The organism is Streptomyces griseicoloratus (genome assembly GCF_014534645.1).
In the GTDB taxonomy this organism is placed as follows: domain Bacteria; phylum Actinomycetota; class Actinomycetes; order Streptomycetales; family Streptomycetaceae; genus Streptomyces; species Streptomyces griseicoloratus.
In genome coordinates, this window is sequence record NZ_JACVQF010000184.1 from 316,522 (window position 1) to 337,509 (window position 20,988).

Sequence of the window (20,988 nt, forward strand, 5' to 3'; positions counted from 1 at the left end):
GGCCGCGGGGAGGGAGCCGGTGGCGGTCGGACCGCCACCGGCTCCTCGCGTGTCCGGGTCCCCCGCGCGACCGCGGTCAGCCGCCGTGCCCGGCGTGCCCGGCCGAGTGCGTGCCGCCGCCGTGCCGCGCGCCCTGCTCCAGGGTGCCGCCGAGCCGCCCGCGCAGGCCGGCCAGGACGTCCTCGTGGCCGACGGCGACCCACTTGCGGCCGACGAGGTAGTGGCCGCCGTAGTCCTTGGCCGTGTTGATCCACTCGCGCTGGCCGCGGTCGGTGGCGAAGGTGGCGAGGATGTACTTCTCGTCGCCCTTCTCGCAGATGGCCTGGCGGACCGTGTCGGCGTCGGCCTGCATGTCCGGCTCGCACCGCACCTCGGCGGCCAGGTGCTCCAGGCTCCCGGTCGCCGTCTCGGGGACGGCCGTCCCGCCGTCCCCGCCGGATCCGCAGCCCGTCAGCGCCAGTACCGCCGCGACGGCCGGCGCGAGCATCGGTCGGGTCAGCCTCATGTGTTCCTCCGGTCCTTCCGGCGACGTGCCGCACGGAGCCCCCGGCCGGGGGCTCCTGGACATCGATACGGCCGCGGGGCGCGGGGCGCTCAAAACCCCGTGCCCGGGCGGGCGCGCCCGTGCGAAGGTGTCCCGGTGGACAAGGACTGGGAAGATCGTGTCACCGCCGTCTGGGCCTCCTTCGACGACTACGCCGAGCAGGACGGGGCGGCCTTCCGTGCCGTGATCGAGGCGCTGGCCGCCGAGTTGCCCGGGGACAGCCCGCTCGGCCTGTTCGAGCGGGCCTGCGCCTGGGACTCGACGGGCCACTCGGACAGGGCCGTGCCCCTCTACCGGGAGGCGCTGGTCCGCGGGCTGGGTGACCTCAGCCGCTACAAGGCCCGCCGGGCGAAGATCCAGCTCTCCAGTTCCCTGCGCAACATCGGGCGTCCGCAGGAGGGCGTCGCGCTGCTGACGCCGGAGCTGGAGGCGCCCTCGGACGAGCTGGACGACGCCGTCCGCGCCACGCTGGCGCTGTGCCTGGCCGGCCTCGGCCGCGACCGCGAGGGACTGTCGCTCGTGCTGGGCGCGCTCGCGCCCCACCTGCCGCGCTACCAGCGGTCGATGGCCAACTACGCGCGGGCGCTGGTCGAGCCGGCCGGCCGGGAACCGTCCGGGGGGCGGTGACCAAGCGCCGACCGGCTCGTTCTGCTGGACGTGCAGTCACAGGATGTCGCTCCGCGCCCCGCACCGCCCGCCACCGACCCGGTCGTCGACGTCGAGCAGGCCGAGGCCGCGCTCGTCGAGCACTACCCGCACCTGGTCCGGCTCGCCTACCTGGTCCTGCCGCCGGGGCTCGGCCGGAGCCGCCGGGTGCTGACGGCGCACTCCCTCACCCAGCGTGCGCTGCCCCGGAGCCGTACGGCGACGCCGGTGATCCCGGCGCAGTCGGCGGGCCGCGAGGGCGATCCCGGCTATGCCCTGGTCCGCCTGCGCGTGGTGCGTACGGCGCTGGAGGCGTGTCTGCCGCTCAAGCGCCGGGCCTGGCCCAGGCGGTCCCAGCTGCCGCCGCTGCTGCCCCAGGTGTGGGGGCTGAAGCTCTTCCCGCGCTCCGGCGGGGCCGCCGAACTCGCCCTGGACCAGCGGCTGTCCGCGCTGTCGGCGGCGGGCCGGGCCGCGTACGTGCTGCGCGGTCTGGAACGGCTCCCCGACGGCGACGTACGGCAGGTGCTGCGGGCCGCCGGTGCCCCGGACGCCGACGCCGCGCTGCGCGAGGCCGACGAGGTCGACGCACCGTACGCGCTGCTCGGCTCCCCCGAGTTCGATCCCTGCTCGCTGCAGGCCCGGCCGACCGATCTGATGCGGCGCCGGCAGCGCACCCGGGCCGCGCTGGTCGCCGGTGCCGCCCTCGTCGTGTGCGGGACGCTGCTCGGCCTGCCCGACGGCGGCTGGGGGCCCGACGGCGCCGCCGCCCCGCCGTACGCCGAGAACCCGGCGGCCCGGGCGGCGCTCGACCCCGGCAGGCTGACGAAGGCCGCCCCCGGGGCCTGGCGGACCTCCGCGCGCACCGACTTCTCGGTGTGGCCGGCGCGCGGCGACCTCACCGGCGACAAGAGGCTGCTGCGGCGGGCCCTGGCCGTGTGGGCCCGGCCCGGCGGGACCGTCCGGGTGGCGGCGACCCCGGGCACCCCCGCCGGCGGCCCGTCCGGACCGCCCCAGCTGCTGTACGCCGGGACCGTCGACGGCGCGCGCGTGGTGATCCTCTACGACGGTCTGCGCGTGGCCCGGTACGCGGAGCCGGAGGACGGCACGGCGGGCGCGGCCCTGGACCTCGCGCGGACCGACGGGGCCGGCCGGGCCGAGGCGGGTGCGGTGGTCCTGGGCCGGGCCGACGGCAACGTCCGCTATCTGACGGCTCCCTGGGTGACCGGGGCGGCCGAGCGGGATCTGACCAGGCCGGGTTCGGGGGCGATGGACCTGACCCTGACCGACGGCGTGACCGCGCCGCTGGCCGGCCCCGCCGAGCGCAGCGGCGGGTGCACGTCGTGGAACGTGCTCCAGCTGACCGACGGCTCCACCACCCGTCTGTTGAGCGACCTCGGGGAGCTGGTGCCGGCCCGGCTCACCACCGGGCGGCCCGGGGCGGCGAAGGAGGCGTCGGGTGCCGCGGCGCTGCGCACCTGGGCGCCGTACGCCTGCTCGCTGGGCGCGGTGCGCGGGCAGGGCGTGCGGTCGGTGAACGCCTGGGAGTTCGCGACGCAGCCGCTGCCCGGGGACGGTTCGGCCGCCTGGGTGTGCACCCGTGCCGAGACCTGGAGGGGCGGCGGGGCCCGGGTGATGGCGCAGTTCCGGCCGCCGGGCGCGAAGCTCGCGGCGGTGGTGGCGAAGGCCGAGGACGTGCCGGCGTGCGGCCGGCGCGATCCCCATGTGCTGGCCGGGGTGCTGTGGAAGTCGGAGGGCGGGCGCTGGTACCTGGTGGCCGCCGGCAGCCGGGACACGGAGTCGGTCCGGGCGACGGGCGGCATCAGCGCCTCGGCCGAGGGGAACCTGCTGACGGCGAAGGCGGAACAGGGGGCGCGGGCCGACCTGAAGGGCACGCTGGACGACGGACGGACGATCAGCGGCCTGCGGTGAGAGTCCGCTCCCTCCCTGCCCCATCTAGCTGACACTGGCGTCAACAAGTACTCGCACAAGGGTTCCCCGCGGCCTTACCCGTCAGTACATTGACGCCATGTCTAATACGCAGCCCCGGTTGCCCCGGCCGGTGGAATCCGAGCGCATACCGCTCAGGGCGCGGAAGGTGTCCTTCTCCTGGGAGGACACCCCGTTGCACTGGGTGCCGGGGGACCCGTTCACGACGCACACCATCAATGTGCTGCACCTGCTGCTGCCCGCCGGTGAGCGGTGGTTCGTGCACGTCTACAAGCAGGTGCTGCCGTACATCCGGGACGAGCGGCTCCGCGAGGACGTCATCGGGTTCATCGGGCAGGAGGCGATGCACTCCCAGGCCCACGACGCGGTGCTGCCGCACCTGAAGGACCAGGGGCTCGACCCCACCCCGTACACCGCGCAGGTCGACTGGCTCTTCGAGAAGCTGCTCGGCGACCGCACCCTGCCGCCGGGCCGGCCGCGCCGGTGGTGGCTGATGGAGCGGGTGGCGCTGATCGCGGCCATCGAGCACTACACGGCGTTCCTCGGCGACTGGGTGCTCAACGCCGGCGAACTGGACCGGCGCGGCGCCGACCCGACCATGCTGGACCTGCTGCGCTGGCACGGCGCCGAGGAGGTCGAGCACCGGTCCGTGGCCTTCGAGCTCTTCCTGCACGTGGACGGGAGCTACGCGCGGCGGGTGCGCACCTGGGCGACCGCGTTCACCGCGCTGGTGTTCCTGTGGCAGCGCGGGACGCGGTTCTTCATGGAGAACGACCCGACGCTCATCGACGGCCGCGCCACCTTCAAGGAGTTCCACCGGCGCGGGCGCCGGGGCCTGCTGCCCTCGACCGGCGCCGTGATCCGGTCCGTCCCCCGCTATCTGAGCCACTCCTACCACCCCTCGCAGGAGGGCTCGACCGAGCAGGCCGTGGCCTACCTCGCCACGTCCCCCGCCGCCCTGGCCGCCGAGAAGTCCCGGGAGTCAGCCGCATGAAGCCGAGGCCGATGACCCTGCTGATCGCGGCCGGTGCCGCGCTGGTCGTGCGGCGGGCCGTGCGGCGCCGCATCCAGGGCTCGCCCCTGTGGCCGATGCCCGCGCTGGACCCGCCGGTCTCCGGACAGCCCCGCTCCCGTGCCCTGCGGCTGCTGGTCACCGCGCACGAGCGGATCGCCGACGGGGTGGTCCGGGTGCGCCTGGAAGGACACGACCTGCCGCGCTGGGAACCGGGAGCGCACCTCGACGTCGTGCTGCCGTCGGGCCTGGTCCGGCAGTACTCGCTGTGCGGCGACCCGGAGGACACCTCGTCGTACACGGTCGCCACGCGGCTGGTCGAGGACGGCCGGGGAGGCTCGCGCGAGATGCACGAGCAGGTGCAGGAGGGAACGGAGCTGGAGGTGCGCGGCCCGCGCAACCGCTTCCCGCTGGTCGAGGCGCCCTCCTACGTCTTCGTCGCCGGCGGCATCGGGATCACTCCCGTCCTGCCGATGCTGCGGGCCCTGCCGGAGGGCACCGAGTGGCGGCTGCTGTACTGCGGGCGGACCCGGGCCTCGATGCCGTTCCTGGAGGAGGTCCGGAAGCTGGACCCCGGCCAGGAGCGGATCACCGTCGTCCCCGAGGACGAGGACGGGCGGCCCGGTCTCGACGCGTTCCTCGCCGACGTACCCGAAGATGCCGCCGTCTACTGCTGCGGCCCCGAGGGGCTGATGACGGCCGTCGAGGAGCGGCTGCCGAAGGGGGCGGCGCTGCACCTGGAGCGGTTCGCGCCGCGCACGGCGGCGGGCGGCGACGGGGAGTTCGAGGTCGAGCTGCGGCGCAGCGGGCGGACGCTGACCGTGGCCGCCGGCTCGTCCGTGCTCGCCGCCGTGCGCGCCGAGCTGCCGAACACCCCGTACTCCTGCGAGCAGGGCTGGTGCGGGACCTGCCAACAGCGGGTGCTGGAGGGCGAGATCGACCACCGGGACGAGCTGCTGACCGACTCCGAGCGCGGTGACTCGATGCTCATCTGCGTCTCACGTGCGCGAGGGGAGCGCCTGGTCCTCGACATGTGAACACCGGTGACCGGTCCGGCCAGTTCAGGGGCCGAATTCGATCGGTAAGGTGTTCGTATGACTACCGGGGTACGCCGCAGAATGGGCGTCGAGGAGCGGCGGCAGCAGTTGATCGGCGTCGCCCTCGAACTGTTCAGCCGCCGCTCGCCCGACGAGGTCTCCATCGACGAGATAGCGTCGGCGGCCGGTATCTCCCGCCCCCTGGTCTACCACTACTTCCCCGGCAAACTCAGCCTGTACGAGGCCGCGCTGCAGCGCGCCTCGGACGATCTGGCGGCCCGGTTCGTGGAGCCCAAGGAGGGCCCGCTGGGCGCGCGGCTGCTGCGGGTGATGGGCCGCTACTTCGACTTCGTCGACGAACACGGCCCCGGCTTCTCGGCCCTGATGCGCGGCGGCCCGGCGGTCGGCTCGTCCACGACCAACGCGCTCGTGGACTCCGTCCGGCAGGCCGCGTACGTCCAGATCCTCGCGCACCTGGACGTCACCGACCCGCCCGCCCGCCTGGACCTGGTCGTCCGCTCCTGGATCTCGCTCGCCGAGTCCACGGCACTGATCTGGCTGGACGGCCGGCGCATCCCCCGCGAGGAGCTCCAGGCCCAGCTCGTCCACGACTTCGCCGCCCTCGCCGCCGTCAGCGCGGCCTACGACGAGGAGATGAGCGCCCTGCTGCGCCGCATCCTCGCCGACGAGCCGGCCGACGGCCCGTTCGCGGACCTGGTCGGCCAGCTGATCGAGCTGGCGTCGTAGCTCAGACCTCGGCCTTGCGGTAGGACGGGTCGAGGTCGCGCACCTCGGCCGACAGGTGCAGGGTGAGCCCGTCCTGCGGCTGCACGTGCTTGCGCAACAACTCCACCACGGCCTCGGTCAGCCGCGCCTTGGTCTCGTCACTGCGTCCGGCGAGCAGCGCGATCGAGACGTTCACGATGGCGTGCCGCTCCCACTCGGCGCCGACGATGTCGTCCTCGGTGCGCAGCACCCGTGTCTTGCACGCCTCCAGCCGCGCGGCCGCCGTCTCGACGACCACCGGGTGCAGGGCCACGGCGAACTCCTCCCAGTCGACGTCGTCGAGGTAGGCGGAACGCTCGACAGTGATCTGCGGCATGGGTGCTCCTGTTCTCCGGCCGGTGGACAGGAGCACCTTAACCGCAGCGTCCCGCTAGCCCGCGCGGGTGAAGACGGCCACCGTGCGGGCCGGAACCGTGAAGGTGCCCGATTCCTCCGTGTAGGCGGCCTTCTTCACGACGGGGTCCGCCCCGGACGCCTGCACCGGGTGCAGGCGGTAGCCCGTACCGGCGAGCCCGCTCACCCGCTGCCGCTGCTCCTCGGGGGTCGCGTTGAAGACGACGACCAGGTCACCGAGGCGCATGGTGATCACGCCGGGCGTCTCCCGCGTCCCCGACAGCGGGAAGGAGAGCCGCGCCTGGACCTGCTCGGCCGTGCCGAGGGAGAACGCCTTCTCCGCCGTACGGATCCTCAGCAGGTCCCGGTACGCCGCCGAGGCCCCCTGGATCTGCTCGCAGCCCACCTTCACCGCGCCCAGCAGCGGCTTCGCGTACGGCCACTTGTCGGCGTTGTCGGCGGCCGGCGGCAGCCCGCGTCCGAAGCCGTTGCCGTCGGCGCAGTTCCAGTGGATGGCGTTGAACCAGTCCCCGCTGTCGTAGGAGTTGCGGTCCAGCGACTTGGAGCGCAGCAGGTCGGTGCCCGCCTGGGAGAGCGCCGGGCCCTGCGAGAGCGCGGCGGTCGCCATGGCGAGGACCTGCATACGGGCCCGGTCGTCGGCGGACGTGTCCTTCGGCAGCTTGAAGGCGAGCGCGTCGAACAGGGACTCGTTGTCGTGCGCGTCGGCGTAGGCGAGGGCGTCGCCCGGTGCCTTCGCGTATCCGGCGGGGGCGCCGTTGTAGTCGACGCCGGAGCCCTTGACCTCCTTGCCGCTGGTGTCCGTGAAGGTGTAGTCGGCGAGGTTGCCGGAGAGCCCGACCTTGATCAGGTCCTGGTAGTGCAGCAGGCGGGCCTTCTGCTCGGCCTCGGTGCCGTTGGCCGCCGAGGAGTTGGGGTCGGTGTACAGGCCGGAGGCGAAGCCCTGGACGCCGGGGTCGGCGTCGAAGGGGCCGCCGCCGCGCACGGCGTCGCGGGCACGGTCGGAGAAGGTCGCGATGCCGGTGCCGGCCATGTTCTTCTGGGTGGCCTGGACGAAGCGGGCGTCGTCGGCGACCTCGCCGAAGTTCCAGCCCTCGCCGTACAGGATGATCTTCTTGCCGTCGACGCCGTCCTTCTCGACGGTCAGCGCGTCCAGCGCCTTGCGCACGGCGAGGATGTTGGCCTTCGGGTGGTGGCCCATGAGGTCGAAGCGGAAGCCGTCGACCTTGTACTCCTTGGCCCAGGTGACGACCGAGTCGACGACCAGCTTGCCCATCATGGCGTTCTCGGTGGCCGTGCCCGCGCAGCAGGTGCTGTTCGCGACCGAGCCGTCGGCCAGCAGCCGCTGGTAGTAGCCGGGCACGATCCGGTCGAGGACGCTGGTCTTCGCCTGGCCGCTCGCCGCCGTGTGGTTGTAGACGACGTCCATGACGACCCTGAGGCCGTCCTCGTTGAGCGCCTTGACCATCTCGCGGAACTCGACCGTGCGCGCGGTGCCGTCCGGGTCGGTGGCGTAGGAGCCCTCGGGGACCGTGTAGTGGTACGGGTCGTACCCCCAGTTGTAGGCGTCCTTGGCGGCGGTCCTGGCGACGCACTCCTGCTGCTTGTCGGAGTCGGCCGGGTACGAGGCGAGGTCGCAGTCGACGGTCGCCTGGCCGGACTTGCGCTCCGGGATGGTGGCGATGTCGAACGCGGGCAGGAGGTGGACGTACGAGGTGCCCGCCTGCGCCAGCTCGCGCAGGTGCTTCGAGCCGTCGCTGTCCTTGTCGGTGAAGGCCAGGTAGGTGCCCGGGTGGCCGGCCGTCCGGTCCGCGACGGAGAAGTCCCGGATGTGCAGCTCCTGGATCTGGGCGTCCCTGAGCGGCACGGCCCTGGGCTTGGTGTAGCTCGTCCAGCCGCTCGGCGCGAGGGACTTGTCGCGCAGGTCGACGACGAGGCTGCGCTCGGAGTCGGCGGTGAGGGCGACGGAGTACGGGTCGGTGACCTCGTTGGTGACGACCTTGCCGGCGCTGGGCGCCCAGACCTTCACGACGTACCGGTAGGGCTTGCCCTTCCAGGACTTCGGGCCGGTGACGGACCAGACGCCGGTGGCGTCGTCGCGCCGCATCCGCACCGTGTCGTCACCGATCTCCAGGGCGACGCTCTGCGCGGTCGGCGCCCACACGGACAGCGTGGGGCGGCCGTGGCGGAAGACCGGGCCGAGCCCGGCCTTCGTGGCACCGGCGTAGAGGTCGTCGAGCGCACCGGCGATCTGGACGCCGGTCGCCGCGAGCACCGCTCCGTTGGCCGCGCGCTGGGAGGCGACGACCTGCCCGCGCAGCGCCTCGCGCACCCGGTCGCGGTCGCGCGGGTCGACGGACCAGGCGGTGTACTCCTTCAGGTGCGGGAACTTCGCCTTCTGGGCGTCGGTGAGGGTGGTCCTCGTCAGGCGGAGCCACGTCTCGTCGTCGCCGGTCAGCCTGCCGTCCTCGGCCCTGATCGAGCCGGTGCGGGAGGCGAGCAGCTGGGTGGAGGCGGCGCCCTCGGAGCCGTTCCAGGCGACGGTGTCCCGGTCGATCCAGACCGCCTTGGAGGTGGTGAGGTCGACGGCCGCGGCGGAGCCCGCGGGCTGCGGCAGCAGGGGCTTGTCCCGGCCGCTCAACAGCCACACCTCGTGACCCGTGGCCCTGAGGTCCAGGGCCTGGTCGGTGGGCAGGTCCTTCTCGTCGCCCTTGTGGATGATGTAGCTGAGACCGGTGGCACCCTCGGTGAGCGGCACCTCGAAGACCGCGCCATAGGAGTCAGTCTTCACCGGCATCAGCGGCTTCGACCAGTCGGTGGGGTTCGCGGCGCCGGTCCAGACGTGCAGGCCCCAGCCGTCGTAGTTCCCGTCGGCGCGCTGGTAGTGCAGGACGGCCTTGCTGGTGTCCTGGGCCGGATACTCCGGCCGCTCGGTGACGACCTGCTCCTTGCCCTGCTCGATCCACACCTCGCCCGTGCGGGTGACGTCGATGGTGCGGTCGGCGGCGACGTCCTTGTCGCCGTCCTCGTCGATCACGAGGAAGCCGACGTCCGAGGCGCCGGGCTTGAGCTTGACGTGGGCGAAGGCGCCGTAGGCGTCCCGGCCGGTGAACGGGTGGCTGTCCGGCCAGGTGGTCGACTCGCCGTCGGCGAGGTCGCCCCAGGCGTACAGGCCCCAGTCGTCGTAGTTCCCGTCCGCGCGCTTGTAGTGGACGATCGCGTAGTCGCGGGAGGAGGCGGTGGGGACCTCCTCGGCGGGCGGGGTGCCGGTCGTGGAAGCGGCCGTCGCGCTGTCCGTCCGCCCGGCCGAGTCGATCACCACGGCCTTGTACCGCAGGGCGGTGCCCGCGGGCACGTCCTTGCCGATGGTGTGGGTGACCTTGTACGGGGCGTGGTCGGCCGAGCCGAGCGTCCGCCACTTTCCGTTGCCGGTCCGGGCGGCGAAGACGACCCGGTTGAGCTGTCCCCCCTCGACGTCGGCGGTGAGCTCGACGGTGCCGGTGGCTCCGGCCCCGGGGGCCTTGAGGGTGATCGTGGGTTCGGTGGCGGGCTCGGCGAGCGGGCCCGCCGCCTTGAGGACGATCGCCGAGCCGGCCGGGACGGTGACGGTGATCTTCTTGTCGGCGCCGGTCCTCACCGAGGCGGCGGTGCCGTGGATGCCGCGGAAGGCCATGTCCGCCGAGCCGGTCGCGAAGGTCGCGGTCCTCGCCTCGTCGGCGTTGTTGAAGGCGACGACGTACTCGGTGCCGGTCTCGGTGTCCGTGCGGGAGAAGGCGTAGACGCCGGCGCCGTCGGCCGCGTACCGCTCGGTCTGCACTCCGTCGGCGAGGGCCGGGTGGGCCTTGCGGAGATCGGCGAGGGCGCTGATCTGCCGGTAGAGCGGCGACCGCGTGTCGTAGGTGTCCTCGGCGTGGGTGCGGTCGGTGCCGATCAGGTCGTCGTCGAGGTAGTCGGCGGTCCGCGAGGCGAACAGGGTCTGGCGGGCGTCCTTGTCGCCGCCGGCGCCGGTGAAGCCCTGCTCGTCGCCGTAGTAGATCACCGGGTTGCCGCGGCTGAGGAACATCAGCTCGTTGGCGAGCATGTCCTTCTTCAGCAGCTCCGCGTCCGACGCCTTCGGGTCGTCCTGCTTGAGGAAGGTGCCGAAGCGGCCCATGTCGTGGTTGCCGAGGAACGTGACCTGCTCGTACGCGTTGGCCTTGTCGGTCGTGTACTTGTAGTCGTCGCCGAAGACCTGGGCGAGCTTCTTCGCGCTGCCGCCCTGGGAGACGTACGCGCGGGCCGCGTCCTGGAAGGGGAAGTCGAGCGTCGAGTCCAGGCGGCCCCGGGTGACGTACGGGGAGGTGACGGAGGTGTCGGCGGAGTAGACCTCGCCGAACATGAAGAAGTCCTCCCGGCCCCGCTTCGCGGCGTACGCGTCGAGCGCGGTGGCCCACTGGGTCCAGAACTCCATGTTGACGTGCTTGACCGTGTCGATCCGGAAGCCGTCGATGCCGAAGTCCTTCACCCACCGCTGGTAGATGCGCTCCATGCCCTCGACGACCTCGGGACGCTCGGTCCACAGGTCGTCCAGGCCGGAGAAGTCGCCGTAGGTGGTGGACTCGCCGGCCCAGGTGGAGTCGCCGCGGTTGTGGTACATCGCCGGGTCGTTGAGCCAGGACGGCACCTTGAGGTTCCGCTTGGCGGCGGGCACGACCGGGGTGCGCGGGAAGGAGCCGGCGCCGACGGACGGGAAGCGCTCGGTGCCGTCCGCGTAGTCGGCGTCGTCGAAGGGCTTCCCGTCCTTCGTCAGGTACGGGAAGGCTCCCTTGGAGAGGTAGTCGTAGGACTTCTCCTCGTAGTCGACGACGTCGGCCGTGTGGTTGGTGATGACGTCGAAGAAGACCTTCATGCCCTTGGCGTGGGCCTTGTCGATGAGGGTCTCCAGGTCCTCGTTCGTCCCGAAGTGCGGGTCGACCTGGGTGAAGTCGGTGATCCAGTAACCGTGGTAGCCGGCGGAGGCGTCCTTGCCGGTGCCCTGCACGGGCTGGTTCTTGAAGATGGGCGCCATCCAGATGGCCGTGGTGCCCAGGTCCTTGATGTAGTCGAGCTTCCGGGTCAGGCCCTTGAGGTCGCCGCCCTGGTAGAAGCCCTTGTCGGTGGGGTCGTACCCGGTGGTGAGGCGGGAGCCGGTCAGGCCGCCCTTGTCGTTGCGGGTGTCGCCGTTGGCGAAACGGTCCGGCAGGACGAAGTAGAACTGCTCGCGGGTGAGGTCGTGGCGAGCGGCGGTCTTCGCGAGCTCCGCGTCGGAGGGTGGCGCGGGCGGGGTGCCGGCCCGCGCTGCCAGGGGTGTCAGGAGCGTCGCCGCGAGCGCGGCGACGGTGACGGCCGCGACCCGTGGGACTGCGGCGGTTCGGCGCGCGCGAGGCGCCGGCCATCTCGGTATCACCGGTGTGAACTCCTTGCGATTGCGGCTCGATCGGGTCCGACCCCGGCGAGACGGTAACGGCGCCGCAAGGCTTACAGCAAGGGTCGTGAAAGTAACGGAAAGGATTTTCACGACCCTTGCGTGCGGCGCCCGTTCAGCAGCCGGTCCTGCCCGCGTACAGGGCGAGCGCGGTGCCCGCGCCCAGCGTCGCGGTGAACCGGCCGGAGCCGTCGACGTTCACCGTCGTGTTGTTCTGGACGTTGCAGTACGTCCCGGCGGCCAGCGACGTCTGGTAGGTGCGGGTCAGCGGGCCGGACTCGTGGTTGATGGCGACGTAGCCCTTGCTCCCGCGTCCGAAGGCGATGGCGTCACCGCCGTTGTCCCACCAGCCGGTGACCGGCTGTCCCCGGGTGGCGTTGCGGAAGGCGACCATGGACCTGATCTCCGGCCAGGCGTGCTGGCACTTCCAGCCGCTCTGCCAGCAGGCGTCCACCCGTCCCCCGTTGGGCGGCCCGGCGTCGGCGTTCGACCACTCGTAGCCGGAGTTGACGTCGGGGGCGCCGTAGGGCCAGGCCAGCATGAAGACGTTGGCCAGGGTGTAGGTGGCGTTGTCCTTGTAGCTGAGGGTGGAGCCGTTGCGCTCGGTGTCGTGGTTGTCGACGAAGACGCCCGCGACGCCACTGCTCATGTACCCCCAGCCCTCGCCGTAGTTCCTCAGGTAGGCGAGGTTCTCGTTGTTGAAGACGCGCTTGAGGTCGTAGGCGTAGCGGAACTCCTGCACGTCGCCGTTGCCGGTGTACTCGGCCGGCTGGACGGCCTCGCCGCTGCCGTGGATGACCTCCTGCTTCCAGTAGACGGACGGGTTCGTCAGGCGGGACTTGATGTTCGCCAGGTCCGCTGCCGGGATGTGCTTGGCCGCGTCGACGCGGAAGCCGTCGACGCCGAGGGACAGCAGGTCGTTGAGGTACCCGGCGATCGTCTTGCGCACGTACTCCTCGCCGGTGTCGAGGTCGGCGAGGCCCACCAGTTCGCAGTGCTGGACGTTGTAGCGGTCCTGGTAGTTGGCGATCTCGGAGCGGCAGTCGTCGAAGTCGTAGGACGAGTAGAGCCCCGGATAGTCGTACTTGGTGTAGGACGAGCCGCCGGTGCCGGTGCCGCTGCCGGCCGACATGTGGTTGACCACGGCGTCGACGACGACCTTCACGCCGGCCGCGTGGCAGGTGTTCACCATGTTCCGGAAGGCCGTGCGGTCGCCGAGACGCCCGGCGATCTTGTAGCTGACGGGCTGGTACGAGGTCCACCACTGCCCGCCCTGTATGTGCTCGGCGGGCGGGGAGACCTGGACGTAGCCGTAGCCGGCGGGGCCGAGGGTGCTGGTGCACTCGCGGGCGACGGAGGCGAAGTCCCACTCGAAGAGGACGGCGGTGACGTCCTTGGTGCCGGGCGGGGAGGCGTTCGCGGCAGTCGGGGTCATGACAAGGGCGGCTGCCGCGAGCGCGACCGCCCCGGAGAGGGTTCTGCGTGCCATGTGGGGGTTCCTTCTTCTTTGAAGGCTCTTGCTGAAAACTTCAGCAACCTTGCGGTGACGCAGATGTTAAAGGCCCGCCACCCGAAAGGGCAGCGGGCCGTACGGAATTGAAGGAAGTTTCCTGCCGGGTGCCGTCAGGCGGTCGTCCACCACACCGTCGTGTCCGCCGGCACCTTCGCCTCGCCGTCCGCCTCGGTGACCTCGCCGCTGGCCAGCAGCACCCGGCCGTGGGCGGGCAGCGCCACCGACTCGCCGGTGGTGTTGGCGACGCAGACGAACTCCCCGCGCCGGAAGGCGAGGACGCCCTCGGGCGCCCGCAGCCACTCCACCGCGTCGCCCGCGCCCAGGTCGGGCTGCTCCCGGCGCACGGCCAGCGCGGCGCGGTACAGCTCCAGCGTCGAGCCGGGCACGCCGGTCTGCGCCTCGACGCTCAGCTCGCCCCAGCCCGCCGGCTGCGGCAGCCAGCTGCCGCCGTCGCCGAAGCCGTACGACGAGCCCTCGCGCGTCCACGGGATCGGCACCCGGCAGCCGTCGCGGAAGCCGTCCTGCCCGGCGCCGCGGAAGTACGCCGGGTCCTGGCGCACCTCGTCCGGCAGGTCGACGACGTCCGGCAGGCCCAGCTCCTCGCCCTGGTAGACGTACGCCGATCCGGGCAGCGCCAGCATCAGCAGGGTGGCGGCGCGGGCCCGGCGCAGGCCCAGCTCGCGGTCGCCGGCCAGGCGGATCTGGGTGCCGAGGCCGGGCGGGTTGGCGAAGCGCGTGGCGTGCCGGGTGACGTCGTGGTTGGAGAGCACCCAGGTCGCCGGGGCACCGACCGGGCGCATCGCCTCCAGGGTGCGGTCGATGACCCCGCGCAGCTCCTCGGCGTCCCAGTGGGTGCCCAGGTACTGGAAGTTGAACGCCTGGTGCAGCTCGTCCGGGCGGACGTAGTTGGCGGTGCGCTCGACGGTCGGGGTCCATGCCTCGGCGACGAAGATGCGCTCGCCGGAGTACTCGTCGAGGATGCGGCGCCACTGCCGGTAGATGTCGTGGACGCCGTCCTGGTCGAAGAACGGCATGACATCGTTGCCCAGCAGTTTCAACTGCTCGTGCGATCCGAGGTCGGGCAGGCCCTCGGCCTTCACCATGCCGTGGGCGACGTCGATGCGGAAGCCGTCGACGCCCATGTCCAGCCAGAAGCGCAGGATGGAGCGGAACTCGTCGCCGACGGCCGGGTGGTCCCAGTTGAAGTCGGGCTGCTCGGGGGCGAACAGGTGCAGGTACCACTCGCCGGGCGTGCCGTCCGGCTCGGTCACGCGGGTCCAGGCCGGGCCGCCGAAGATGGACTCCCAGTCGTTCGGCGGGAGCTCGCCGTTCTCCCCCTTGCCGGGCCGGAAGTGGTAGCGCTCCCGCAGCGGGGAGCCGGGGCCCTCGGCGAGCGCCCGTTTGAACCATTCGTGCTGGTCGGAGGAGTGGTTCGGGACCAGGTCGACGATGATGCGCAGGCCCAGCGCGTGCGCGTCGCGGATCAGCGCGTCGGCGTCGAGCAGCGTGCCGAACATCGGGTCGACGGCCCGGTAGTCGGCGACGTCGTAGCCGGCGTCGGCCTGCGGGGAGGCGTAGAAGGGGCTGAGCCACACGGCGTCCACGCCGAGGTCGCGCAGGTACGGCAGGCGGGTGCGGACGCCTTCCAGGTCGCCCATGCCGTCGCCGTTGCTGTCGGCGAAGCTGCGCGGGTAGACCTGGTAGATCACCGCGTCCCGCCACCAGTCGCGGCGGCCCGCGACGGTGGCGGTGGCGGAGGTGGGGGCCGGGGCTGCGGAGTGCTGCTGGCTCATGTCGTCCTTGATGCGTAACTGGGGGCGGGTCATGGAGTCGTGGGGTGGTTGGCGACGGGTGACGAGGCGGCCGCGGTGACGGCGGGGTCGGATGGGCACCGCGGCCGCCACCCGCGCACGGGGTGCGCGGGAGACGTCGGACGCGGGCGTCAGCCCTTCGTGCCGCCGGCGGTCAGGCCGGTCACCAGGTTCTTCTGCACGAGGTAGAAGAACGCCGAGACGGGTATCGCGACGAGCACGGCGGTGGCCGCCATCAGGTTGCGCTGCGCGTCGTGTTCACTGACGAAGCTCTGCAGGCCGACGGCGAAGGTGTACTTCGTGTCGCTCAGCATGAACGTCGAGGCGAAGGCGACCTCGCCGAAGGCCGTGATGAAGCTGTAGAAGCCGGCGACCGCGAGACCCGGCCGGGCGAGCGGCAGGATCAGCCGGAAGAAGGTGCCGAAGGGGCTCAGCCCGTCGACGCGCCCGGCCTCGTCGATCTCGAACGGGATGGTGTCGAAGTAGCCCTTGAGCAGCCAGGCGCAGTACGGCACCGCGGTCGAGCAGTAGACGAGGATCAGACCGAGGTAGTTGTCGATGAGCTGGAGCTCCGACAGGATCTGGTACATCGGCACGATCAGCACCGCGATGGGGAACATCTGGGTGACCAGCAGCACCCACATGAGCTTGCGGTAGCCCGGGAAGCGCATGCGGGAGACCGCGTAGCCGGTGGTGGCGGCGACCATGACGCCGATGACCGTGGTGCCGAGCGAGACGATCAGCGAACTCTTCATCCAGTGGAAGAAGTTCGTGTGCTGGAGGACGAACGCGTAGTTGTCGAAGGTCATCTTCGACCAGATGCGTCCGGGGTGCAGGTAGTCGTCCTTGTCCGGGCCGAGGGACAGGAAGACCAGCCAGGCGATCGGGAAGAGCGCGGCGAGGCTCGCGACGATCAGCAGGGCGTGCGAGGCGAGGGACGCGCCGAGGCTGCGTTCGCCGCGGCGGCGCACCCGGCGCGGCCGGGCGGCGGACGCGGTGCCCTCCTCGGCCGGGGCGGGCGCCGGAACGGTCGTAGTGCTCATGGGGGCTCCTGCCTCAGATCGCGAGCTGCTGCTCATTGCGGTTCAGCCAGCGGCGGTAGAAGGAGGTGAAGACGATCAGGATGGCCAGCAGCAGGATGCCGTAGGCCGCGGACTGCGCGAAGTCACGCGGTTGCTGTCCGAAGCCGAGTTGGTACGCCCAGGTGACGAGGATCTGCGCGTCGGGGGCGGTGTTGCCGAACAGCAGGAAGATGACGGCGAACTGGTTGAAGGTCCAGATGATGCCGAGCAGGACGACGGTGGAGCTGACGGACCTCAGCCCGGGCAGGGTGACGTGGCGGAACCGCTGCCAGGCGCTCGCCCCGTCCATCTCGGCGGCCTCGTACAGGCTGGCGTCGATGGACTGCAGGCCGCCGAGCAGCGAGACCATCATGAACGGCACGCCGCACCAGGTGTTGACCATGATCGCGGCGAACCGCTGCCAGAAGGTGTCCTCCAGCCACAGGGGCGTCGGCAGGTGCAGCGCGTCGAGGCCGGCGTTGATGATGCCGCCGTCCGCGAGCATGAAGCGCCAGCCGAAGACGGTGACGAAGGTCGGCACGGCCCACGGCAGGACCAGGATCAGCCGGTAGAAGGTCCGGCCGCGCAGCTTCTGGTTGAGCAGCAGGGCGAGGCCGAGGCCCAGGCCGTAGTGCAGGCCGACGCAGAGGGCCGTCCAGACGATCGTCCAGATGAAGTGCGACCAGAAGCGCTCGTAGGCGGTCGGGCCCCACAGGATGTCGGCGTAGTTGTCCAGCCCGATGAACTTGTAGGTGGCCTCGATCTCGTTGACGCCGATGGTGCGGGCCGTGTTCAGGCTGTTGGCGTCGGTGAGCGTGAGGTAGAGGCCGTACCCCAGCGGGTACAGCACGAGGACGCCGATCACGACGGCCACCGGCGCGATCATGGCGTAGGCGTACCAGTGCTTCTGGTACCCGTCTTTCAGACGCCGGCCGAGTCCGGGCCGCGGGGTGCGGTCACCGCGGCGCTTGCCGGTCGCGCGGTCGATGGTGACTGTCATGGTTCGACACCTTCGGGAAGGTCAGGGCGATCAGGAGGGTCAAGGGGTACGGCACACGGGCCGCCGGCCGCCGCGTCCCTCCCCCCGGTCGGGACGCGGCGGCCGGGCGCTGTCACTTGCTGAAGTCCGGCACCAGCTTGGTGAACGCCACCTCGACGTTGCTCAGGCCCTTGTCCAGGGACTCCTTGCCACTGGCGATCTTGGGCAGCTCGTCGTCCAGCGGGGTCCACAGCGAGCTGTACTCCGGCAGCGCGGGCCGCGGCTGGGCCGCCGGCAGGACGCCCTGGTAGCCGGCGATGCCGGGGTCGGCCTTGACCTTGGCGGTGTAGGCGTCGTCGCGGGTCGGCAGCGTGGAGTTCTTCAGCGCGATGGTCTCCTGGGACTTCGCGGAGGTCATGAAGTTCACGAACTTCAGCGCCGCCTCCTGGTGGGCCTTGTCCGAGCCGGCGTAGACCGAGAGGTTGTGGCCGCCGGTCGGGGCGCCCGCCTTGCCGGTGGAGCCGGCCGGGACGGTGGCGATGCCGAGGTTGTTCTTGTCCTTGAAGGCCGAGCCCTTGTAGAAGTTCGTGATCTCCCACGGGCCCTGGATGATCGAGGCGACCTTGCCGCTGACGAACGCGTCCTGGATGTGGGCGTAGGCGTCGGCGGTGGTGTCGGCCTTGTGCAGGCCCTTGCCGTCGAACAGGCTCTGCCAGGTGCCGTAGGCCTTCTTGGCCTCCGGCGAGTTCACGGTGATCTTCTTGCCCTCGGCGTCGACCGTGTCGGTGCCCTCGCCGTAGAGGAACGGCTGCGCGTAGTAGCCCGCGGTGGAGCCCCAGTAGCCGTCGACGCCGGTCTTGTCCTTGATGGTGGCGGCGGCCTTCTTCAGGTCGTCCCAGGTCTTCGGCGCCTCGACGCCGGCCTTGGCGAACAGTTCCTTGTTGTAGACGAAGGCGAGCGTGTCGGTGACCAGCGGGACGCCGTAGGTCTTGCCCTCGTACTTGGCCTGCTCGATCAGGCTGGGCTGGAACTTCGCCTGGTCGGCGAGGGCCTCGGTGCCGTCCAGCGGCAGGAAGAAGCCCTTCTTGGCGAAGGCCGGGGTCCAGCCGACCTCGGAGCGCAGCACGTCGGGGGCGCCCTTGGAACCGGCGGCGGTGTCGAACTTGTTCTGCGCCTGGTCGAAGGGGACGTTGACGTACTTGACCTTGATGTCCTTGTTGGCGGCCTCGAACTCCTTGACGAGGGCCTTGTACGTGGGGGCCTCGTTGGTCGCGTTGGAGGTGTCCCACCAGGTGATGGTGACCGGTCCGCCGGACTCGCTGTCGCTGCCGCTGTCCCCGCCGCACGCCGTCGCCGCGAGGGCGAGGGACGCCACCAGCGCGGTGGCCGCTATGCCACGCCGCATGAGTTCTCCTTGAGGGTGAAAGCCCGTGTGGTGCAGGGATGCGGGCCCGTCCGCCGCTCCTGCCGACACCGACCGCGTCATTGCCGCCGTCGGGCGACGTGAACGTAACAGCGATGAAAGCGGCGCGAAAGGTCTTGCTGCAAAAAAGTGCAAGAGATCTCCGAAGTTATCCGGGCGTGACCTCCCGGCGACCGTCGTGAGACGCTTGTTTACGGGGGTCGAGCGCTATGGGGCCAGTTGTGCAAGACTCTGCAAGCTCTTGCCATCACTGTCTTGAGGGAGCGCGATGACGCAGCAGCCCGCGCCGGGCCGTCCGAAAGGTCGCATACGGCGCCCGGTCGGTGTGCAAGGTGACATCCGGCCGGTACAGTCCACCCCTGTGACCACACGGCTTGCCGACATCGCTGCCCAGGCGGGGGTGAGCGAAGCGACGGTCAGCCGCGTCCTCAACGGGAAGCCGGGCGTCGCCGCCACCACCCGCCAGTCCGTACTGGCCGCCCTCGACGTGCTGGGCTACGAGCGCCCGGTGCGGCTGCGGCAGCGCAGCGAGGGGCTGGTCGGCCTGATCACCCCGGAGCTGGAGAACCCGATATTCCCGGCCCTGGCCCAGGTCATCGGCCAGGCGCTGACCCGCCAGGGGTACACACCGGTCCTCGCCACCCAGACGCCGGGCGGCTCGACGGAGGACGAGCTGACGGAGATGCTGGTCGACCGCGGGGTCGCCGGCATCATCTACGTCTCCGGCCTGCACGCCGACACCACCGCCGACATGCAGCGCTACGAACGGCTGCGGGCGCAGGGCGTGCCGTTCGTCCTGGTCGACGGCTTCTCGCCGAAGGTGCAGGCGCCGTTCATCTCCCCCGACGACCGGGCCGCGATGAGCCTCGCGGTCACGCATCTCGTCTCGCTCGGCCACACCCGCATCGGACTGGCCCTCGGGCCGAAGCGTTTCGTGCCCGTGCAGCGCAAGATCGAGGGTTTCGTCCGCACGGTCCAGGAGCAACTGGGCCTGAGCGCCGAGACCGTGGAGTCGGAACTCGTCCAGCACTCCCTGTACACGCTGGAGGGCGGCCAGGCGGCGGCCACCGCGCTCATCGAGCGGAACTGCACGGCGGTGGTGTGCGCCAGCGACATGATGGCGCTCGGCGCGATACGGGCGGCCCGGCAGCACGGGCTGGACGTGCCGAAGGACATCTCGGTCGTCGGCTTCGACGACTCCCCCCTGATCGCCTTCACCGACCCGCCGCTGACGACGGTCCGCAAGCCGGTCCCGGCGATGGGGCAGGCGGCGGTGCGCACGCTGCTGGAGGAGATAGGCGGGACCCCCGCCCCGCACAGCGAGTTCGTGTTCATGCCGGAGCTGGTGGTGCGCGGCTCGACGGCGTCGGCGCCCGGGGAGCGGAACAGGGTCTGAATCCGCCCCTCATATGCTCCCGAATCCTTCTCAGGGCGGAGATTCCTGGCGCTTTGACCTGCGGGAGGAGGAAGCACACGGCCTGCGCGGGGCGTAGGCGGTGCGGCCCGGACCCGCCAGGGGGATGATCGGCCGCGGAGGGGTTTTCTGGCAGACTTTACGCCTATGGGTGACACGACCATGACGGCCACGGAGGGCCTGCGAGAGGCCGCTCCGCACCCCGTCGCGGCCGAGACGCGGCCGGCTCTGCTGAGCCGGCTCCGAACGCCGCGCCGGCCCCGGTTGTGGTTCGAGATCCTGCTGATCGCGCTGAGTTACTGGACGTACTCGCTCGTCCGCAACGCCGTGCCGGAACAGCGCGGCCAGGCGCTGCGCAACGCCGACTGGATCTGGCGGGTGGAGCACCAACTCGGCATCGCCGTCGAGGAGTCCGTCAACCATGCCGTGAACTCCGTGACTTGGCTCATCGTCGGCATGAACTACTACTACGCCACGTTGCACTTCGTGGTGACCCTCGGGGTGCTGGTGTGGCTGTACCGCAGCCATTCCGGCCGCTACGCGGCGACCCGAATGGTCCTCTTCGCGACGACGGGCGTCGCCCTGGTCGGTTACTACCTGTACCCGCTCGCCCCGCCCCGGCTGATGAACGGGGGGCACTTCGTGGACACCGTGATGGTCCACCAGACCTGGGGCTCGATGGCGTCCGGCGACCTGAAGAACATGTCGAACCAGTACGCGGCCATGCCGTCGATGCACATCGGCTGGTCCGTGTGGTGCGGGCTGACCATCTTCGCCCTGGCCACGGTGCCGTGGGTGCGGGTGCTGGGGCTGGTCTATCCGGCGGCCACCCTGGTGGTGATCGTCGCCACGGCCAACCATTTCTGGCTGGACGCGGTGGGCGGCGTGCTGTGCCTGGGGTTCGGGTACGGGGTGGCACGGGTGTGGTACGGGGCGCTGCCGCATGCGCTGCCGCGGGTGCCGGCGCCGCGGGGGGCGTGGTTGCCCACGAAGGCGTAGGGCTGCCCGGCGTTGGCGCTGGG

General features: G+C 71.2%; 15 protein-coding genes. 7 read left to right on the forward strand and 8 right to left on the reverse strand.

Annotated features, from left to right (window positions below):
* Positions 1–76: 76 nt before the first annotated feature.
* Positions 77–505 carry a hypothetical protein gene (locus H0H10_RS12750; protein ID WP_188181026.1) on the reverse strand — a complete coding sequence of 143 codons (429 nt, stop codon included), beginning with the start codon at positions 503–505 and terminating at the stop codon, positions 77–79.
* Positions 506–640: 135 nt separating this feature from the next.
* Here H0H10_RS12750 and H0H10_RS12755 point away from each other — a divergent pair, with 135 nt between their 5' ends.
* The 5 genes from H0H10_RS12755 (at position 641) to H0H10_RS12775 (ending at position 5,932) form a co-directional block, all read left to right on the forward strand.
* Positions 641–1,171: a tetratricopeptide repeat protein gene (locus H0H10_RS12755; RefSeq protein ID WP_188181027.1), complete on the forward strand. Its 531-nt coding sequence runs from the start codon at positions 641–643 to the stop codon at positions 1,169–1,171.
* A 30-nt stretch (positions 1,172–1,201) separates the two neighbouring features.
* The gene (locus H0H10_RS12760) at positions 1,202–3,118 is read left to right on the forward strand and encodes a hypothetical protein (protein WP_188181028.1); all 1,917 of its coding nucleotides are present in this window, start codon (positions 1,202–1,204) and stop codon (positions 3,116–3,118) included.
* A gap of 97 nt (positions 3,119–3,215) precedes the next feature.
* Positions 3,216–4,130 (forward strand): metal-dependent hydrolase, encoded by a 915-nt coding sequence (locus tag H0H10_RS12765; RefSeq protein WP_188181029.1) that lies wholly within the window; start codon positions 3,216–3,218, stop codon positions 4,128–4,130.
* Positions 4,127–5,185, forward strand: a complete 1,059-nt coding sequence (locus H0H10_RS12770; RefSeq protein WP_188181030.1) for a PDR/VanB family oxidoreductase — start codon at positions 4,127–4,129, stop codon at positions 5,183–5,185. Before H0H10_RS12765 ends, H0H10_RS12770 begins: the two co-directional genes overlap by 4 nt.
* 57 nt (positions 5,186–5,242) lie before the next feature.
* Positions 5,243–5,932, forward strand: coding sequence for a TetR/AcrR family transcriptional regulator (locus H0H10_RS12775; RefSeq protein WP_188181031.1), 690 nt, complete (start codon positions 5,243–5,245; stop codon positions 5,930–5,932).
* Position 5,933: 1 nt separating this feature from the next.
* On the opposite strand, the gene H0H10_RS12780 is transcribed toward H0H10_RS12775, so the two are convergent.
* The 7 genes from H0H10_RS12780 to H0H10_RS12810 form a co-directional block, all read right to left on the reverse strand.
* Positions 5,934–6,287 carry a 5-carboxymethyl-2-hydroxymuconate Delta-isomerase gene (locus H0H10_RS12780; RefSeq protein WP_188181032.1) on the reverse strand — a complete coding sequence of 118 codons (354 nt, stop codon included), beginning with the start codon at positions 6,285–6,287 and terminating at the stop codon, positions 5,934–5,936.
* 54 nt (positions 6,288–6,341) lie between these two features.
* Positions 6,342–11,747 (reverse strand): pullulanase-type alpha-1,6-glucosidase, encoded by a 5,406-nt coding sequence (gene pulA, locus H0H10_RS12785; protein ID WP_188181033.1) that lies wholly within the window; start codon positions 11,745–11,747, stop codon positions 6,342–6,344.
* Positions 11,748–11,880: 133 nt separating this feature from the next.
* The gene (locus H0H10_RS12790) at positions 11,881–13,254 is read right to left on the reverse strand and encodes an alpha-amylase (protein WP_188181034.1); all 1,374 of its coding nucleotides are present in this window, start codon (positions 13,252–13,254) and stop codon (positions 11,881–11,883) included.
* 134 nt (positions 13,255–13,388) lie between these two features.
* On the reverse strand, positions 13,389–15,071 hold the full coding sequence (locus tag H0H10_RS12795; protein ID WP_188181035.1) for a glycoside hydrolase family 13 protein: 1,683 nt from the start codon (positions 15,069–15,071) through the stop codon (positions 13,389–13,391).
* A gap of 149 nt (positions 15,072–15,220) precedes the next feature.
* Positions 15,221–16,132, reverse strand: coding sequence for a sugar ABC transporter permease (locus H0H10_RS12800; protein WP_188181036.1), 912 nt, complete (start codon positions 16,130–16,132; stop codon positions 15,221–15,223).
* 13 nt (positions 16,133–16,145) lie between these two features.
* Entirely contained in the window at positions 16,146–17,150 is a 1,005-nt protein-coding gene (locus tag H0H10_RS12805; RefSeq protein ID WP_188181037.1) for a carbohydrate ABC transporter permease, read from the reverse strand.
* 112 nt (positions 17,151–17,262) lie between these two features.
* Positions 17,263–18,534: an extracellular solute-binding protein gene (locus H0H10_RS12810; protein ID WP_188181038.1), complete on the reverse strand. Its 1,272-nt coding sequence runs from the start codon at positions 18,532–18,534 to the stop codon at positions 17,263–17,265.
* A 379-nt stretch (positions 18,535–18,913) separates the two neighbouring features.
* Between H0H10_RS12810 and H0H10_RS12815 the strand changes: the two genes are divergently transcribed.
* Positions 18,914–19,948 (forward strand): LacI family DNA-binding transcriptional regulator, encoded by a 1,035-nt coding sequence (locus tag H0H10_RS12815; RefSeq protein ID WP_188181039.1) that lies wholly within the window; start codon positions 18,914–18,916, stop codon positions 19,946–19,948.
* A 165-nt stretch (positions 19,949–20,113) separates the two neighbouring features.
* Positions 20,114–20,965, forward strand: a complete 852-nt coding sequence (locus tag H0H10_RS12820) for a phosphatase PAP2 family protein (RefSeq protein WP_188181040.1) — start codon at positions 20,114–20,116, stop codon at positions 20,963–20,965.
* Positions 20,966–20,988 lie beyond the last annotated feature (23 nt).

Excerpts from the sequence above, each read along its gene's own strand:
- H0H10_RS12750 (WP_188181026.1), bottom strand. The coding sequence starts at position 505 with ATGAGGCTGACCCGACCGATGCTCGCGCCGGCCGTCGCGGCGGTACTG.
- H0H10_RS12800 (WP_188181036.1), bottom strand. The coding sequence starts at position 16,132 with ATGAGCACTACGACCGTTCCGGCGCCCGCCCCGGCCGAGGAGGGCACC.
- H0H10_RS12810 (WP_188181038.1), bottom strand. The coding sequence starts at position 18,534 with ATGCGGCGTGGCATAGCGGCCACCGCGCTGGTGGCGTCCCTCGCCCTC.
- H0H10_RS12805 (WP_188181037.1), bottom strand. The coding sequence starts at position 17,150 with ATGACAGTCACCATCGACCGCGCGACCGGCAAGCGCCGCGGTGACCGC.
- H0H10_RS12775 (WP_188181031.1), top strand. The coding sequence starts at position 5,243 with ATGACTACCGGGGTACGCCGCAGAATGGGCGTCGAGGAGCGGCGGCAG.
- H0H10_RS12795 (WP_188181035.1), bottom strand. The coding sequence starts at position 15,071 with ATGAGCCAGCAGCACTCCGCAGCCCCGGCCCCCACCTCCGCCACCGCC.
- H0H10_RS12790 (WP_188181034.1), bottom strand. The coding sequence starts at position 13,254 with ATGGCACGCAGAACCCTCTCCGGGGCGGTCGCGCTCGCGGCAGCCGCC.
- H0H10_RS12820 (WP_188181040.1), top strand. The coding sequence starts at position 20,114 with ATGGGTGACACGACCATGACGGCCACGGAGGGCCTGCGAGAGGCCGCT.
- H0H10_RS12770 (WP_188181030.1), top strand. The coding sequence starts at position 4,127 with ATGAAGCCGAGGCCGATGACCCTGCTGATCGCGGCCGGTGCCGCGCTG.
- H0H10_RS12780 (WP_188181032.1), bottom strand. The coding sequence starts at position 6,287 with ATGCCGCAGATCACTGTCGAGCGTTCCGCCTACCTCGACGACGTCGAC.
- H0H10_RS12765 (WP_188181029.1), top strand. The coding sequence starts at position 3,216 with ATGTCTAATACGCAGCCCCGGTTGCCCCGGCCGGTGGAATCCGAGCGC.